Origin of the sequence: Pseudomonas koreensis, from assembly GCF_036668835.1 — a bacterium.
Classification (GTDB): Bacteria; Pseudomonadota; Gammaproteobacteria; order Pseudomonadales; family Pseudomonadaceae; genus Aquipseudomonas; species Aquipseudomonas koreensis_I.
Window position 1 is genome coordinate 267169 of sequence record NZ_JAZEVW010000003.1, and the last position, 15884, is coordinate 283052.

14 protein-coding genes are annotated in these 15884 nt (G+C 57.6%); 10 read left to right on the forward strand and 4 right to left on the reverse strand.

The genetic code is table 11. The features are described 5' to 3' along the window. Positions 1 to 57: 57 nt before the first annotated feature. Genes V6F91_RS10415 through tssI form a run of 4 tightly spaced genes read right to left on the reverse strand, consistent with a single transcriptional unit; the run spans position 58 to position 6048 of the window. Positions 58 to 2388, reverse strand: a complete 2331-nt coding sequence (locus V6F91_RS10415) for a lipase family protein (protein WP_332764079.1) — start codon at positions 2386 to 2388, stop codon at positions 58 to 60. After that, entirely contained in the window at positions 2385 to 3182 is a 798-nt protein-coding gene (locus V6F91_RS10420) for a hypothetical protein (protein WP_332764080.1), read from the reverse strand. Before V6F91_RS10420 ends, V6F91_RS10415 begins: the two co-directional genes overlap by 4 nt. Further along, positions 3179 to 4027, reverse strand: coding sequence for a DUF4123 domain-containing protein (locus tag V6F91_RS10425; protein WP_332764081.1), 849 nt, complete (start codon positions 4025 to 4027; stop codon positions 3179 to 3181). Before V6F91_RS10425 ends, V6F91_RS10420 begins: the two co-directional genes overlap by 4 nt. Continuing rightward, complete coding sequence (gene tssI / locus V6F91_RS10430) at positions 4024 to 6048, reverse strand: type VI secretion system tip protein TssI/VgrG (RefSeq protein WP_332764083.1); 2025 nt, start codon at positions 6046 to 6048, stop codon at positions 4024 to 4026. Before tssI ends, V6F91_RS10425 begins: the two co-directional genes overlap by 4 nt. 711 nt (positions 6049 to 6759) lie before the next feature. Between tssI and tssA the strand changes: the two genes are divergently transcribed. From tssA to tssG, 10 genes are read left to right on the forward strand one after another with little or no spacing between them, the layout of a single operon-like run. Next, complete coding sequence (tssA, locus tag V6F91_RS10435; protein WP_332764085.1) at positions 6760 to 8322, forward strand: type VI secretion system protein TssA; 1563 nt, start codon at positions 6760 to 6762, stop codon at positions 8320 to 8322. Positions 8323 to 8354: 32 nt separating this feature from the next. After that, positions 8355 to 8858, forward strand: coding sequence for a type VI secretion system contractile sheath small subunit (gene tssB, locus V6F91_RS10440; protein WP_003229587.1), 504 nt, complete (start codon positions 8355 to 8357; stop codon positions 8856 to 8858). 25 nt (positions 8859 to 8883) lie between these two features. Then, positions 8884 to 10359, forward strand: coding sequence for a type VI secretion system contractile sheath large subunit (gene tssC / locus V6F91_RS10445; RefSeq protein ID WP_016772499.1), 1476 nt, complete (start codon positions 8884 to 8886; stop codon positions 10357 to 10359). Positions 10360 to 10368: 9 nt separating this feature from the next. Further along, positions 10369 to 10776 (forward strand): type VI secretion system baseplate subunit TssE, encoded by a 408-nt coding sequence (gene tssE, locus V6F91_RS10450; protein ID WP_332764089.1) that lies wholly within the window; start codon positions 10369 to 10371, stop codon positions 10774 to 10776. An 11-nt stretch (positions 10777 to 10787) separates the two neighbouring features. Then, a complete protein-coding gene (locus V6F91_RS10455) occupies positions 10788 to 11306 on the forward strand; it encodes a PAAR domain-containing protein (RefSeq protein WP_332764091.1) in 519 nt (172 codons plus the stop codon). Beyond that, positions 11299 to 12219 carry a hypothetical protein gene (locus V6F91_RS10460; RefSeq protein ID WP_332764093.1) on the forward strand — a complete coding sequence of 307 codons (921 nt, stop codon included), beginning with the start codon at positions 11299 to 11301 and terminating at the stop codon, positions 12217 to 12219. The genes V6F91_RS10455 and V6F91_RS10460 overlap by 8 nt, the downstream gene beginning before the upstream one ends. 32 nt (positions 12220 to 12251) lie before the next feature. Next, on the forward strand, positions 12252 to 12662 hold the full coding sequence (locus V6F91_RS10465) for a hypothetical protein (RefSeq protein ID WP_332764095.1): 411 nt from the start codon (positions 12252 to 12254) through the stop codon (positions 12660 to 12662). Positions 12663 to 12667: 5 nt separating this feature from the next. Then, the gene (locus V6F91_RS10470; RefSeq protein WP_332764097.1) at positions 12668 to 13063 is read left to right on the forward strand and encodes a hypothetical protein; all 396 of its coding nucleotides are present in this window, start codon (positions 12668 to 12670) and stop codon (positions 13061 to 13063) included. A gap of 56 nt (positions 13064 to 13119) precedes the next feature. Then, entirely contained in the window at positions 13120 to 14907 is a 1788-nt protein-coding gene (gene tssF / locus V6F91_RS10475) for a type VI secretion system baseplate subunit TssF (RefSeq protein ID WP_332764099.1), read from the forward strand. Beyond that, positions 14871 to 15878 carry a type VI secretion system baseplate subunit TssG gene (gene tssG, locus V6F91_RS10480; RefSeq protein WP_093096850.1) on the forward strand — a complete coding sequence of 336 codons (1008 nt, stop codon included), beginning with the start codon at positions 14871 to 14873 and terminating at the stop codon, positions 15876 to 15878. The genes tssF and tssG overlap by 37 nt, the downstream gene beginning before the upstream one ends. The last annotated feature ends 6 nt before the right edge of the window (positions 15879 to 15884 follow it).

Here is a 15884-nt window from a genome sequence, read left to right on the forward strand (position 1 = left end):
GATTTTCGGGCTTTGGATTCTGGCATAACCACGGTTTGCTCGCGCGTTGTTCTGGCGCTACACAATCGAATCAATATCCAGATGAAACGGCGCGCCAACCGCCCGCCCACCCGTCATCGCGGCGATTGCAGCATCGTGGTCTGCGGCGGCGGGCGGAGTCATCGCCAATTGTTCCTGAATGAGGTTTTCCGGGTTGGCGTTCCAGCGCAGCAGACTTTCCTCGACCCATTCGGGCTGGTCGGCGAAGCTGCCGTAAACATCGGCCTCGGTTATGCGTTGGCCGCGCAGCGCTTTCAGGCGGGCCTCGGTCATGCTGATCTTGTCGATCTCCTGAATGAGTTTCAGCGTTTTGTGAGTGAACTCCTGCTCTCGCACGTAGGAGCGATGGTTGCTTTCGAGATCGCGCCTGACAGCGCGCAGCTGTTCCTGGATATTTTTCAGGGCGCTGCTGACCCACTCAAACTCGCGATCAGTCACCAGCGCACGCTTGAGCCGCAGCGCTTCCTGCCAACGGCGCAAGCTGGCCCAGCAGCCGGGTATATAGCTGCCGACCATTGAGTGATGACCTGCGGAAAGCACTTGCCGCAAAAACGATTCGCGCTCGGGCAAGCCATTGGTCGCGCGCAAGGCCTGGGCGCAGCCGTGATCAATGATCGTGCTGCAACCCGGTTCCCAAAGGATGGAAGACCGATGGTTCTTGTCGAACTCAACCGGCATGAAATGGCGCAAGGCACCGTGATGCCCATAGTCGTCACCCATGAAGTTGGTCATTCCCCAGATCAGGAGCCCGAGGCCGGCGACCGGATTAAGAGCCAGCACTCCGGCGTTGGCTCCGTACATCGGTACAGGCTCGGCAAAGGTGTTCATCCAGGTCGCCGGCACGCTCGGCACCGGATCGTTCTGATTGACGATGCGGTGATGTACCAGCGACTGGGCGCTTTCGATGAAGGTGGTGTCGCCGGCGCGGGGGGCGCCGTAGGTGTAGAGCACGATTTGCGGGGCGAAGCGTTTGTCACGGCGCAGCATCTCGGACAGGATGAGTGCCACCGCGCCACCCAGGCTGTGCCCGGTAATCAGTAACTTTTGCCCGCTGTAGAACTTGTCCAGATACGTCTCGATGAATGGATAAGCCGCCAAGGCCCCACCGTAGAAGCCGCGGTGCACTTTGCCTTCGCCTTCTTCGAACGGAACCTGATGGGCATCGCCATCACGAAAGCCGTCTGCCCAGAACTCACTGGTACCGCGTACGCTGATCAGGATAAGTTCGTCGTGGTGGCAGATGAAGGCTTGGGTATCGGTGCCATTGTCTTTGTTACGATCATCAAGAAAATGCACTTTAGCCGGGTTTTCTTGTTCATCGCCCCGCGCCGGATCGTTCACTTCTGGGTAAAGGTTCGGGTCAAACGGCACCACTTCCAGACGTTTTGAATACGGCACGTCTTCGTACAGTGGGTAATATTTTCGTGTTTGAGAGTCATCGACCCTCCACAACTCGTCGAACTGCGGCAGCGCATGGCCGAACCAGTTTCCGCTGCTGGGCTGTAACGGGAAGCTTACCGTGTCGGTTTCCACCGGATGAGTGTTTGGCTCCTGCCCAAAGTCGGTGTAGCTCAGCGTGGCCATCACCGACAGCTGGTAAAGGTTGAGCGCGCAGAATGCGTCGCCTGTCGATAGCATCGGCCGTAGCGCTCTCATCGGGCGAACCTCCAGCACATGATGCTTGTTCGGCAGCAGCGCAACGCCCTTGGACGGTGGCGGCGAAAACCCCAGCTCGACGGTGCCCATCTCTGCCGGACTCAGGATTGCGTGCAGTCCGCCATCCGCAGCGGTTTTATCCACAACCGTAAAATCTCTGGATTGCACCGCAGGTCGCATGAGCTTGTGCGCCGCCCTCTTCGGTGGGTCGCGACGAGCAACCAGCGGCGGCAGGTGGGCGATGTGGTTGACCAGTTCACTGACTTCGACCTGACAGTACGCATTGGTTTCGGCCAGCTCCCTGGCGGGATTGGCTTGGGTGCGAACCCCGGTTTTGTGAAAGAAGCGGGTTTTTTCGGCGCGGACCTGGAGCTCGGTGATGGGGAGCGGGTAATGTTTTCTACGAATCAGCTCACTGTAATCATCGTTTCGGCCTTGATATGCATGGTTGAGTTTAAGCATCACCGGGCCGCAAAAGTGTTTTGCGACTTTGCCTGAACCTGTTGAATCAAGTTTGCCTGTATAGACTGTGTCTTCGTAATCGATGGCTTCGTATGCCAATCCCGCATATGGTTTGCCATCACCGAATTCATCTACCAACTGAAAGCTCGTAGAGTGCCCGCGCACGGGGCATGCATGCGTTTTGCCTTGCATAAACTTTGCGTCATGTGCGGACAACGACTCAATGCTCATGGCGCGTCGTCCTTACTTTCTGCACAGCTTGGGTAAATTGTGCAGACCCGTTCATCCACCATCCTAAAGGTGCTGAAGTCAGTTTGATTGCCGTAACAAAACGCATGTTGATCCTCAAAGCTTTTCCCCATGCATCGCTTCCATCCGCCGGGTACTTTGACCCATGTATCGCCCATGTAAGGCTCCTCTTCCGCAGCTAACCTGATCTGCAGTTCTACGGTCTTCCCTGGTAGCTGAGTCAGCGTGTACGCCGTAAAAGGATGGCCTCGGCCAAGATTCCCCTGCGGATCCATCCTTTTGCAGGTCAGGATTTTGGTGATATAGCGTTTGGGACCAACAGTCCTAAACAGCCATTGGCACTCACCGAAAAACCTCCCCGCGCCGTCATCGTCGATACTCCCCCTATGCCGCTCCTGCAACTCCGGGCGCACGGCGAACGACGCATAGTCGTAGCTTGAGTAGGTGCGTTTCTGGTCTCTGCCAATGACGCCAATAATCTTGATTTCGACATAGTTCAGCGCCAGCGGGCAGTCGCTCTCTTTTCTGTACAAATCAATTTCCGCAGTGCTTACATATTCCATGGTGGGTTTATTGAAGCTCACCCAGAAATCCCGCTTCCCCGGCAAACGGCAGGTTTCCCCTTTGGCAGGCAAGTAGATAGCCTTGAGTTCGTACTTGAAATCCGGCGGAAAATCCGGAACAAACGTAAACGTGTTCGGGGTCTTCACTGTCGCACAACCCACCAGCAATCCCAGGCAACCACTCAGCATCAACCCGTATTTCAAATGCCTCATCTGCCAATGTCTCCCTGCCAATACAACGCTTCCTGATAGACCCGCTCAAAATGCATCGCCGAATCTTCACCGGGTTTGGGCAGCCATGTTTTGGGTGGTCGATAGCCCGGTAACTGCAAACAGCGGGTCAGCAGGAAATGCACTTGCTCCGGTTGTTGCCAGCCCCACAAGAGCGTCAGTTGCACCAAACCCCACAACCATTCATCGACGTCGCGTTGTTCGGCCAGCGTTGCCATGGCTTCGGTGTGTTCGCCGACCAGGTAACGCCGCGTGTTGTCGAACAGCACGTTGGCGTAGATCAGTTGCGGAGTTGGCGTCTGCAGCCACGGTGGGTCGATCGGCAGCGGATGGAGGCCGGGGTCCGGGTTGTCGGCGGTGTGCCATTGCCCGGCGTGCCAATAGCAGACGCTGGTGAACGGCCCGAGAAATGCCGCGTACTGCTCGGGTTGCAGATGCGCCAGCGCGCGTCCCAGCACCCGGTTGTCATGCACGCGGTACACCGCCAGATTCGGGCGTTCGCCGGTCACCACGCGCTCGCGCCAATGCGCAGTCAGTACCTCCAGTTCGATGTGACGGGCACTGGCCAGCCAACCCCAATGCCGCTCAGGCGTAGCGAGCAATGTCTGGATGGCCGGATGCTGCACCGAATCGAGGCGCAACAGCAGCGGCCCGGACGACCCCAGCGACTCAGCCGCGGTGCCGGTGTACAGCGGACGAAACTGCTCGGTGCCGAGGTCGCGAGTCAACGCCGCGTGCTCTGCGCCTTGGCCGTCGGTGTCGAGCATCAGATACAGCTCGCATCCGCCACGGGTCTGGGCATGCAGCCATTGTTCGAGCGGGTTCATGCGACATCTCCCAACTCGCACTGGCCCGCCGCACAGGCTTCACACAGCGGGCAATAATCCGCCGCTTGCTCGCGGGCACTGCTGATGATCGACAACGGCGTGGCGCTGGCCGCAGGGGAAACGCCGGCCACCCCCTGCTGAGATTGCAGCGGTGCGAGACCGGTCAGCGGCGCACCGCCCTGGACGATGGGCACGCTGCTGAAAATCCCCCCGGCATTGATCACGATGTGATGACCGCCCGCCGAAAGTGTCAGGCTCATGCCAGCGTCGATCACCACGTTGCTTGCGCTGACGTGTGCCTGCTGATCTGCCTGAATCACCAGAGCGCCCAAGGTCTGACTGCTGGTGCCGCTGACGGTCAGCAGATCATTGGCATTGATCAGGGTGCTGCGCACGCCTTGGTGGGTGCGGGTCTCCGTGCCTTCAATCAGGCTGATGCTGTCGTTGCCAACATGCTCGAAGCGGTTGCGGTTGATCCGGCTGCGGCTGTCGTTGAGGATCAGTTGCTCGAGATCGCGCTGGGCCCGCAGGTAGATGTTCTCCTGCCCGGCACGGTCCTCGATCGACAACTCGTTATACCCGCCATTACGCGGATAACTCTGGCTGCGCAGCACCGTTCTGGTCTTGTTGGCCGGCAATGGATAAGCAACGCTGTTGACCTTGTTGGCGACGCAGCCGGTGATCAGCGGGTGGTCCGGGTTGCCGTCCTGAAAACTCACCACTACTTCCATTCCGACCCGGGGGATGGTCACTGCGCCGAATCCCTCACCTGCCCAACTGGAGGCCACGCGTAACCAGCAACTGCTTTTCTCGCTGTTGCGTTCAGCACGATCCCACGGGAATTCGACGCGAACCCTGCCGTATTCGTCGCAGAAAATCTCTTCTTCGCAGGGCCCGGTAACTCGTGCGGTCTGACACACCAGCAAAGGTCTTGGCGCAGGCAACGGTGGGCGGTAGAACACGTCTGCCGGAACGGCCCTGAAGGTGTTGCGATAACCTTGGCTGAAGCTGTCGGCCGGTTGCGCAGCGCTGCCCAGGGATTCTTCCAGCACCTGCGGCTGCCTGCCTTCGTGGGTCAGCGTCAGCAACAGCCATGACTGGTTGCAGTCCGTCCTCGGATGCTCGCGTATATCGAACAGGTAGCCGCTGCGCAGCGTCGCCTGATTGCTGTGGCCTTCAATCCATTGGTAGTCGCTGCGGTGACGCTCCAGAGCCTGGCGCGCCAACTGCTTGCCGTGCTTCTCGGACGTCATCAGCAGTGGATAGCGATAGTCCTCGAGATCAGGCGTGAATTCAGCGGTGAAGCGACTCTCCAGCAGCAGGCTGGGGCGTTTCAGGTCATAGTCACGACGCGTGACGGTGCTGGTGCGCGTGTTGAAGCCCATCGTCAGATGGTTGATCACCGCTCGTTCGGCGACCATGCCGCTGTCGGCCTTGAAACATGTCGGCCCCAATTTGGGTGCAAACACCGGGCTGTCGCTAAACACCAGCCAATGCCCCTCAGCCGAATGCTGATGGTGCCAGGCGATACCGTCTTCGGCGCATAGGCGCTGGATAAACTGGAAGTCGCTTTCGCCATATTGAGTGCAGTACTCGCGGGGCTCGTTCGGCGTGACGTGGAAGGTGAACACGTCGCTCAGGATACCGTGGCGTTTCAGTACCTGAGCGATGATTTGCGGCACTGTCAGCCGCTGGAAAATCCGCTGGTCATGACTGAACTGCAGATAATGCAGCGCCGGGACCAGCCTCAACTTGTAGCGAGTCAGACGATTGCCCGCGGCACCCACCTGGACATCTTCGATGTGTCCGTGGATGCCCTCCCGGTCGAAGCCGAACTGCAGAAACGCCGGCTGAGCGAGCAGGCTCTCCAGATCGAAGTCTGTGCGCTCGCTGACCACTTCGATGCGTATGGAATACAGCTGGCTGATGGCTTCGGTGCCGTCAAATGCGAGCACCCTGAAATCGTGCCGGATGGCTGGGATATGCAGCTCGAATCGCGCGCAATCACCTGGATTGAACATGGGCTTGTCCTTAAGCAAAGAGAGTCTTGCGCGGTGCTCGATCGTCCGTGATCGCTACGCGTCAGAAATTTGCCAAGGCACGCTAACCAAGCGCGAAATGAAATGATGTAAGAAGTATCTTTGACGCTTGTCAGAGACTTCCGGGTTGTAAGTGTGTGGATGAGTTGCAGGAAATGACTGTAGGAAGGCAGTTTTGCATTATCGAAGTAGAGGCTTGTACATTGTTTCCGGATCGTGAAAGTCTCACAAAATAAAGTGCCATCAAATTGATGGCACTTTATTTGTTTGCCATGGTCGGGGTCAAAGTGTTTAAAAAAAACTGCAGTTTTTCAGAAGCGTCCTACTTCTATTTTTTGCAAGAGTTGTCATGCTTGCCGCCGCGTATCGAGCGCTGCGCTTGGCGAAACGTTCGCCGTCCGGTTCTGACGGCTCTAGGTCGAGGGTTTGCCGGGGTCCCGGAAAAAGCGGCTATGCAAAGCGGGTATCAGGGATTCCCTTGCAACATATAAGGCAATCTCCTACAGAGCCCAATGAACACTTCGTCTTGTTGTTTAATCAGATGCTTGCTAGTGGCCATCATTGTGATTACGATGCGCCCACTTGAAAGAGCACATCTCAATTGGATGAGTCGCTGAACTGCTCTTCGATACTGTCCCGCGTGGCTGACACTCTATTCGCCCGCACGACTGTAATCCTTAATAAAGGCCATGGATGTCCTACTCAAGCAAACTTTCCGCCCATTACCTCGAACTCGCAAAAGTCTCTGTTTCCAAAGAGAATTTCGCGGGCGAAGATGTTCGTTTTTCGAGCGAATTCGAGGCGCTGGAAAGCGAGCTGGCCAAAGCCTCGTCGATGCACGAAAGCGGGCAGATCGACTGGCTGAAAATCCGCGAAAACAGCGAAAACCTGTTGCGTACCCAATCCAAGGATCTGCGTGTCGGCGCCTGGCTGACCTGGTCGTTGTACCAGCGTGAATCCTTCCCCGGCCTGCTCGCCGGCCTCGGTCTGCTGCACCATTTGTCGGAAAACCACTGGGCCGACGTCCACCCGCTCAAACCACGCACCCGTGCCGCCGCGATTGGCTGGCTGGTGCCGCGTCTCGAGCAGGTGATTACCGAAAACATTGCGATCAAAGAGCAGTTGCCGATGTTCCGGCAGCTCTCCGAGCACCTGGCCGGTCTCGAAGCCGCCTGCACTGAACATCTGGGCGATGACGCGCCGCTGCTGCTGCCGATCTCCCGTCGCCTGAAAACCATGATCCAGCGCGCTGCCGACAATCAGCCGGCCCCCGGCGTGGTCGGCGCGGCAGTGGCGCAGGTCAAGCAGGCCGCGACCCAGTTGCTCACGCCCGGCGCGCCGATCGACAACGAACGCGATGCGCACAAAGCCCTTCGTGCCCAGCAGGAAAGCGCCCGGCCGTTGTGTGCCTGGTGGCTGAAACAGAAAGCCACTGACCTGCGCGCGTTGCGCCTCAATCGTACGTTGCTGTGGATGACCATCGACGCGGTGCCCGAGCGCAACGCCGAGCAGATCACCGTGTTGCGCGGCCTGCCGCTGGAAAAGCTCAAGCTTTATCAGGACCGTTTCGATCAGGGCAAATACGCCGATCTGCTGGTGGAACTGGAGGCGAGCCTGGCGAAGGCACCGTTCTGGTTCGATGGCCAGAGGATGGTCTGGGAATGTCTCCAGAACCTCAACGCCGAATTGGCCATGCGCGAAGTGGAAATCCACTTCGCGCTTTTGGTTCAGCGCCTGCCGGGCATTGTCGAGTTGCGCTTCCATGACGGCGCGCCGTTCGCCGATCCGTCCACCCGGGCGTGGATCGCCGCCCACGTCATGCCGCACCTGCAGAGCGCCAGTGCGCCGCGCAAGGTCGAGAGCGAAAACGTCGAAACCCAGCCAGCCTGGGAAAAGGCCCTCGAAGACGTCTTGCCACTGCTGCGCAAGGAAGGCCTCAAGCCGGCCGTGCAGATCCTCAAGCAGGGTCTCCAGTCGGCCCACGGCGGGCGCGAACGGTTTTTCTGGCAGTTCGCCCTCGCGCGGCTGTGCTTCATGGCCAAGAAATACGAACTGGCCAAGAACCAGCTCGAAACCCTCGATCAGACATTACAGGACTCAGGCCTGCACGCCTGGGAGCCCGATCTTGCATTGGAAGTGCTGCACCTGCTGCACAGTTGCTGCGAGTTGTTGCCGCAGAACCATGCCGTACGTGAACGCAAGGAAGAGATTTATCGCAGGCTGTGCCACCTCGACCTCGAAGTGGTACTCGAATAGGCCCCAGGGCCACAACCGCAAGGAGAAAAGCCATGGCCAAAGAAGGCTCGGTAGCCCCCAAGGAACGCATCAACGTCACCTTCAAACCCGCCACCGGCGGTGCTCAGGAAGAGATTGAACTGCCGCTGAAACTGCTGGCAATCGGTGACTACACCCACCGCAAGGACGATCGCAAAATCGAAGATCGCAAGCCGATCAGCATCGACAAGATGACCTTCGATGAAGTGTTGGCCAAGCAAGAACTGGGTCTGACGCTGAGCGTGCCGAACCGTCTGCAGGAAGATGGCGAGGCCGACGAGCTGGCTGTGCAACTGCGCGTCAATTCGATGAAGGACTTCAACCCGGCCAGCCTGGTCGAGCAAGTGCCTGAGCTGAAAAAACTGATGGAACTGCGCGATGCGCTGGTGGCCCTCAAAGGCCCGCTGGGTAACGCGCCTGCGTTCCGTAAAGCGATCGAAGGCGTGCTCGCCGACGACGAATCCCGTGGTCGCGTACTCGGTGAGCTGGGCCTGAACGCCGCAGCCCCGGACGCCTGAGACTCTTGCCAAGGAAGCCAACACAATGAGCACTAGCGCAGCACAAGAGAAGAGCGCCGCCAGCGGCGAATACAGCATTCTCGACAGCATCATCGCCGAAACCCGTCTGACCCCGGACGACGAAGCCTATGACATCGCCAAGCGCGGCGTGTCGGCCTTCATCGAAGAACTGCTCAAGCCGCAGAACAACGGTGAGCCGGTCAAGAAGGCCATGGTTGACCGCATGATCGCCGAGATCGATGCCAAGCTCAGCCGTCAGATGGACGAAATCCTCCACCACCCGGATTTCCAGGCGCTGGAATCGTCGTGGCGTGGCCTGCAGTTGCTGGTCGACCGCACCAACTTCCGCGAAAACATCAAGATCGAAATCCTCAACGTCTCCAAAGAAGACCTGCTGGACGATTTCGAAGATTCGCCGGAAGTCATGCAGTCGGGCCTGTACAAGCACATCTACACCGCTGAATACGGCCAGTTCGGTGGTCAGCCTGTGGGCGCGATCATCGCCAACTACTACATGTCGCCAAGCTCGCCAGACGTCAAGCTGATGCAGTACGTGGCCAGCGTTTCGTGCATGTCCCACGCGCCTTTCATCGCTGCTGCCGGGCCGAAATTCTTCGGCCTGGAAAGCTTCACCGGCCTGCCGGATCTGAAAGATCTGAAAGACCACTTCGAAGGCCCGCAATTCGCCAAATGGCAGAGCTTCCGTACTTCGGAAGACTCCCGCTACGTTGGCCTGACCGTGCCACGTTTCCTGCTGCGCAACCCGTACGATCCGGAAGAAAACCCGGTGAAATCGTTCGTCTACAAGGAAACCGTTGCCAACAGCCACGAGCACTACCTGTGGGGCAACACCGCGTACGCGTTCGGCACCAAGCTGACCGACAGCTTCGCCAAATTCCGCTGGTGCCCGAACATCATCGGCCCGCAGAGCGGTGGCGCGGTTGAAGACCTGCCGTTGCACCATTTCGAAAGCATGGGCGAAATCGAAACCAAGATTCCTACCGAGGTTCTGGTTTCCGATCGTCGTGAATACGAACTGGCCGAGGAAGGCTTCATCTCCCTGACCATGCGCAAAGGCTCCGACAACGCGGCGTTCTTCTCCGCAAGCTCGGTGCAGAAGCCGAAGTTCTTCGGCATCAGCGCAGAAGGCAAGGCGGCAGAGCTGAACTACAAGCTCGGCACCCAACTGCCGTACATGATGATCGTCAACCGCCTGGCTCACTACTTGAAAGTGCTGCAGCGCGAGCAACTCGGTTCGTGGAAAGAGCGTACCGACCTCGAGCTGGAACTGAACAAGTGGATCCGTCAGTACGTTGCCGACCAGGAAAACCCGAGCGCCGAAGTGCGTGGCCGTCGTCCGCTGCGCGCTGCGCAGGTGATCGTCAGCGACGTTGAAGGCGAGCCGGGCTGGTACCGCGTGAGCTTGAACGTGCGTCCGCACTTCAAGTACATGGGTGCCGATTTCACCCTGTCGCTGGTTGGCAAGCTGGACAAAGAGTAAGAGCGACTCATGGACGGATACGGCAGCCTGTTCGAGCGCCTCAACGGCGACGCACAACTACGCAAGGGCAAGAGCCTCGAGGTTTCTGCCATGGCGTCGGTGGCTGCCCATCTGGCCAAAATGCTCAGCACCCGGGCCGGCAGCGTGCAAACGCTGGCCGACTACGGGTTGCCCGATCTCAATGACATGCGCCTGAGCCTGCACGACTCCCTGAGTCAGGCCCGCCTGGCCATCGAAAGCTTCATCGAAGCCTACGAGCCACGCCTGAGCAACGTGCGTGTCATTTCCCTGCCGCGTGACCACGATCAACTGCGCCTGGCCTTCAGCATTGAAGGCCTGCTGGAAGTTGAAGGGTTCAAGCGTCAGGTCAGTTTTTCCGCGCGCCTGGATGGCAGCGGTCAAGTCAAGGTCACCTAAGGAGATCCCCGATGTCTGGCAAACCCGCAGCACGTGTATCCGACCCCACCGCTTGCCCGCTACCCGGCCACGGCACCAACCCGATCGCCGCCGGTTCCGGCGACGTGTTCTTCGACGGCCTCGCGGCCGCCCGCCAAGGCGATGCCTCGGCGTGTGGTGGTGCGATGGTCGGCGATCTTGCCACTACCGTGTTGATCAACGGAAAACCGGCCGCCACGGTCGGTTCGGTTGGATCTCATGGCAATAAAGTAACGGCTGGATCGGGGACGGTGATTATCGGCAATTCGCATTCGCCGGCGCCGTTTGTGCCGCCGGTTCCAATGCCTGGCTACTTCAACGACTTTTTTGTTTTGCGGGATGATGAGGGTAATCCGGTAGCAAATTATGGTTACCGGTTGGAGACCGAGTCAGGTGAAGTTTATGAGGGTGTGACAGACGCGAACGGGCATACCAAAGCCGTTAGCACCGGCAAAGCTTCGCAGATACTGAAAGTTTCGCTGCTTCCTCCAGCAGGAGTCGCGAATGTCTAACGCAACGCCTCTGGCGCAGGCTCCTTCCACTCCCTCTACCAATCGTGAGGGGCAGGTAGCGACCGTAAAGTTAGCAAAGTTATCAACTTATGAATTCAATATAAGATCGTTTCATCCAGGTAAAACATTCGGGTGGAGCGGCTTTAACTTTGAAGGCGATGCGCGTGGCTTTTCGTTAAAGCCTAGCGGGCTCTCTGGTGTTCAAGGTACGTTAGTAACTTCACGCGTATGGCATAAGTTCTTTGTTAAGCTTCAATCCAATGAAGTCACTGATACTCAAACGGAGTCGAACGATTCCGGAAAAGCTGGGGCGGAGCACACCCACTACGACGCAGAGCTGAAACCTAAAGGTGGAAGTTGGCCATCAATAAAAACGGAAAAAGGTGCAGTCACTACTGTTTGGGTAGAGGGCGGATACGCTGGTGAGAATCATGCGTTTCCAATGTCGGCAATGACAAAAAAACTCACTGGTCTCACGTTTGTACCAAGTTTGGATGTAAGTTATAAAATAATAATGACGCTGGATCGAGTTGCGAAGCATCTGGATGTCGTTACTTATATTTCCGGTGATGGGTTTCCAAATTGTGAGGCGTTTATTTCTGACCCGTCTGGGAAATCGATTTTCCTTGGCGTGCACGTACGAAAAGGGGCCGCTGCCGTTTCTCTGTTTGGCGATAAAAAGTATCCAATGATCTCTTCTGCTATTCGTATTGAGGTGGATGATGAAGGAAACTTTAAGGATCAACTGGGGAATGAGATGAGAAGAAGGAAGCTCAAAAAGGAGCAGCTTGAAATGCGCCCGATTACAGAGTGGAACGATTTTTTCATCAACCTTAGCCCAAATGATGGCCGCTGGATGGGCATTTGGGAGGAGCCTATGCCGGACGCCAATACAGAGTCGACATTGAAATGACATATACGGGTTATTTCAAAGTGGCCGTTTGGATGCCCGCGTTTTTGTTGCCGATCCTGTTGGCAGTTGACGCGGCCTATTTTTCAAAACCGCTAAACGGAGGAGTTGAGCAGTTTGTTCTTGTTTATGCTCTTGGCTTTGGCTTAGTTGCATATGTTTTATTTGCGGCTTTTTCGTGTTGTGTGATTAGTAAAAAATCTGAGTTGGAAGTAATAAAGCTTGCTTGGTGGGCTCCGATAATTTTTATCCCGTTTTATGGCTTGCCTTGGGTTATGTATGGTGTCGGATATCTGGTGGCTGGTAGGCCTGCTGGTTTGGGGATGATATTTATGTGGTTGGCGTATATTCCTTATTTTTTGTTTTTTGGTTTTTTGGTTTCGGCTGTTGTTGTTTTTGTTTTCAAGTTGATGAGCAAAATCTCTCTGTTTTCTGACAGGGGATGATAGTTATGGCGAGTATCTTGACTTGGTGTGTGGGGTGGCTTTGGATCAAGCGATTTCTGATTCTGGTTGGGGTTGTTTCGCTTTTAGTGATTGTCGCTGTTTTGTCGCATATGGATTTTTCTGCAGACCAGCCGCACATCTTGACCGAACATCCCTACGCACAATGGCAGGGTGGTGTTGATGGCGGTCAGTTTATAGAGGTGACCAAGTCCGAGCCTCCCTATTATTTCGTTCAGGTTAGATATGAAAGTGGAGGTCTTTGGGACGAAGGATGGGTCAAGTACGGCGAAAAGGGCGATGAGCCACTCACTCCAAGCGATGTCATTGCGTTTTCAGGAGGTGGGGTGATTTACCTCCAGCAACGCAAGGTACTTAACCCGAATAAGCCAAAAACTCACTAGCGATTTTTAAGACTCGCAGTGATGCGAAATCAAACGAAAAACCAGGCAGGTAACCCGTGTCCTTTAACCACTACTACCAAAGCGAACTCACCGCACTGCGCCAGCTCGGTCGCCGTTTCGCCGAGCGTAGTCCGGCGTTGGCGCCGTATCTGGGGCAGGCCGGGCGGGATCCGGATGTGGAGCGGTTGCTCGAAGGCTTTGCGTTCCTCACCGGGCGCCTGCGGCAGAAGCTTGATGATGAGCTGCCGGAGCTCAGCCATTCGCTGATGCAACTGCTGTGGCCGAACTACATGCGGCCACTGCCGGCGTTCAGCATTTTGCAGTTCGATCCGCTTAAGCGTTCCGGGCCGGCGCTGCGCGTCGAGCGTGATACGCCGATTGAAAGCAAGCCGATCGAAGACGTGCGTTGCCGCTTCCGTACTTGCTACCCGACCGAAGTGTTGCCGCTGGATCTGGCTGCGCTGAACTACTCGGTGAAGGGTGACGGCTCGCTGCTCAGCCTGCGTCTGGAAATGAGCGCCGACGGCCATCTCGGCGAACTGGAACTGAGCAAACTGCGCCTGCACTTTGCCGGTGAGCGTTACATCAGCCAGATGCTCTACCTGAGCCTGCTGCGCAACCTCGACGGCATCGAACTGATCCCGCTCGACGGCGCCGGCAAACCCATCGATGGCGTCAGCGGCAAGCCGATGGCGTTCAAGATTCCCGGTGACCGGGTCAAACCGGTGGGCTTTGCCGAAGAAGAAGCGTTGATTCCGTATCCGCTGAACACCTTCCGTGGCTATCGCTACCTGCAGGAATACTTCGCCTTCCAGGACAAGTTTCTCTTCGTCGACGTCAACGGTCTGGACATCCTCAAGGCACTGCCGGAAGACACCCTCAAGCAGATGCGCGGCCTCGAACTGCGCTTCGATATTCGCAAGAGCGGCATCATGCGCATGCGCCCGACCCTGGATAACGTCAAGTTGTTCTGCACGCCGATCGTCAATCTGTTCGAGCACGATGCACTGCCGATCCGCCTCGACGGCAAGCAGGATGAATACCTGTTGCTGCCGGCGGAATACGACCTGGAAAACTGCGGCGTGTTCTCAGTGGAAACCGTCACTGGCTGGAAGCCCGGCGGCCTCGGTTATCAGGAGTACGTGCCGTTCGAGTCCTTCGAGCACGACCCGAGTTTCGACGTGCCCAACAGCCGTCCGCATTACAGCATTCGCCAGCGTTCGTCGTTGCTGCACGACGGCCTCGACACTTACCTGAGCTTCGGCATCCGCCACACCGAAGCCCACGAAACCCTGTCGATCGAGCTGATGTGCACCAACCAGAACCTGCCGAAAAAGCTCAAGCTCGGCGACATCTGCATGGCTTGCGAAGAGACGCCGGAGTTCTTGAGTTTCCGCAACATCACCCCGGCCACCCCGAGTTTCGCGCCGCCGCTGAACCGTGACTTCCTGTGGAAGCTGATCAGCAACATGTCGCTTAACTATCTGTCGCTGGCCGACGTCAATGCGTTGAAGGTGATTCTGGAAACCTACGACTTGCCGCGCTACTACGACCAGCACGCAGAAAAGGTCAGCAAACGCCTGCTCGGCGGCCTCAAGCACATCAAACATCACCACGTCGACCGCTTGCATCGCGGCCTGCCGGTGCGCGGCTTGCGCACCGAACTGACCATCGACCCGGAAGGCTATATCGGCGAAGGCGATCTGTTCGTCTTCGCTTCGGTTCTCAACGAGTTTTTCGCGCTTTACGCCAGTCTCAATTCATTCCATGAGCTGCGGGTAAAAAGCACACAGGGAGAGGTGTACCAATGGACACCACGTATGGGCCTGCAGCCCCTGCTCTAAGCGGGCTGACCAAGGTAATACGCGAGTACTCGCTGTTTCAGGCCGTGCTGCTGGTGATCGACCGGCTGCGCGAGGCCCACCCGCACCTGAGCGAAGACGATCTGTACGATCAGGTCGAGTTTCAGGCCAACCCGAGCCTGGGCTTTCCGCGCAGCGACGTCGATCGCGTCGAGTTTTTCGAAGAGCACGGCAAGATGCGCGCGCGTATGCGCTTCAACCTGATCGGGCTGGTCGGCTCCGGTTCGCCGCTGCCGGCGTTCTACGGCGAGCAGGCGCTGGGCGACAGCGAAGACGGCAACCCGACCCGCAATTTCCTCGACCTGTTCCACCATCGCCTGCAACGGCTGATGCTGCCGATCTGGCGCAAGTACCGCTACCGCGCAAGCTTCCAGAGCGGCGCGGTCGATCCGTTCTCGGCGCAGCTGTTCGCGCTGATCGGCCTGGGCGGCGACGAGATCCGCAAGGCCAAGGAACTCAACTGGAAACGCCTGCTGCCGTACCTCGGCCTGCTCAGCCTGCGGGCGCACTCGGCGGCGCTGATCGAAGCCGTGCTGCGTTACTACTTCAAGCACGAAGACCTGGTCATCGAGCAGTGCATCGAGCGCCGCGTGGAAATTCTCGACGAGCAGCGCAATCGTTTGGGCCGCGCCAACAGTGTGCTCGGTGAAGACCTGGTGCTCGGCGAACACGTGCGCGACCGCAGCGGTAAATTCCGCATCCACATCACCGAACTCGACTGGCAGCGCTTCCACGAATTCTTGCCGATCGGTTTCGGTTACCAGCCGCTCTGCGCGCTGGTGCGGTTCACCCTGCGTGACCCGCTCGATTACGACATTCGCCTGGTCCTGCGCCAGGAAGAAATCCGCGAACTGCGCATTGGTGAGCAGAACGCCTGTCGCCTCGGCTGGACCAGTTGGCTGGGCCGCGAGAAAGCGGACGGCGTGGTGACCCTGGGCAGCAAAATTCATTAAGGACGT

Bases quoted from the DNA above. Each gene is read 5' to 3' on its own strand.
- tssA (WP_332764085.1), top strand. From the start codon at position 6,760: ATGTCCTACTCAAGCAAACTTTCCGCCCATTACCTCGAACTCGCAAAA.
- tssI (WP_332764083.1), bottom strand. From the start codon at position 6,048: ATGTTCAATCCAGGTGATTGCGCGCGATTCGAGCTGCATATCCCAGCC.
- V6F91_RS10465 (WP_332764095.1), top strand. From the start codon at position 12,252: ATGCCCGCGTTTTTGTTGCCGATCCTGTTGGCAGTTGACGCGGCCTAT.
- tssG (WP_093096850.1), top strand. From the start codon at position 14,871: ATGGACACCACGTATGGGCCTGCAGCCCCTGCTCTAAGCGGGCTGACC.
- V6F91_RS10420 (WP_332764080.1), bottom strand. From the start codon at position 3,182: ATGAGGCATTTGAAATACGGGTTGATGCTGAGTGGTTGCCTGGGATTG.
- V6F91_RS10460 (WP_332764093.1), top strand. From the start codon at position 11,299: ATGTCTAACGCAACGCCTCTGGCGCAGGCTCCTTCCACTCCCTCTACC.
- tssE (WP_332764089.1), top strand. From the start codon at position 10,369: ATGGACGGATACGGCAGCCTGTTCGAGCGCCTCAACGGCGACGCACAA.
- tssB (WP_003229587.1), top strand. From the start codon at position 8,355: ATGGCCAAAGAAGGCTCGGTAGCCCCCAAGGAACGCATCAACGTCACC.
- V6F91_RS10455 (WP_332764091.1), top strand. From the start codon at position 10,788: ATGTCTGGCAAACCCGCAGCACGTGTATCCGACCCCACCGCTTGCCCG.
- V6F91_RS10470 (WP_332764097.1), top strand. From the start codon at position 12,668: ATGGCGAGTATCTTGACTTGGTGTGTGGGGTGGCTTTGGATCAAGCGA.
- tssC (WP_016772499.1), top strand. From the start codon at position 8,884: ATGAGCACTAGCGCAGCACAAGAGAAGAGCGCCGCCAGCGGCGAATAC.
- V6F91_RS10415 (WP_332764079.1), bottom strand. From the start codon at position 2,388: ATGAGCATTGAGTCGTTGTCCGCACATGACGCAAAGTTTATGCAAGGC.
- V6F91_RS10425 (WP_332764081.1), bottom strand. From the start codon at position 4,027: ATGAACCCGCTCGAACAATGGCTGCATGCCCAGACCCGTGGCGGATGC.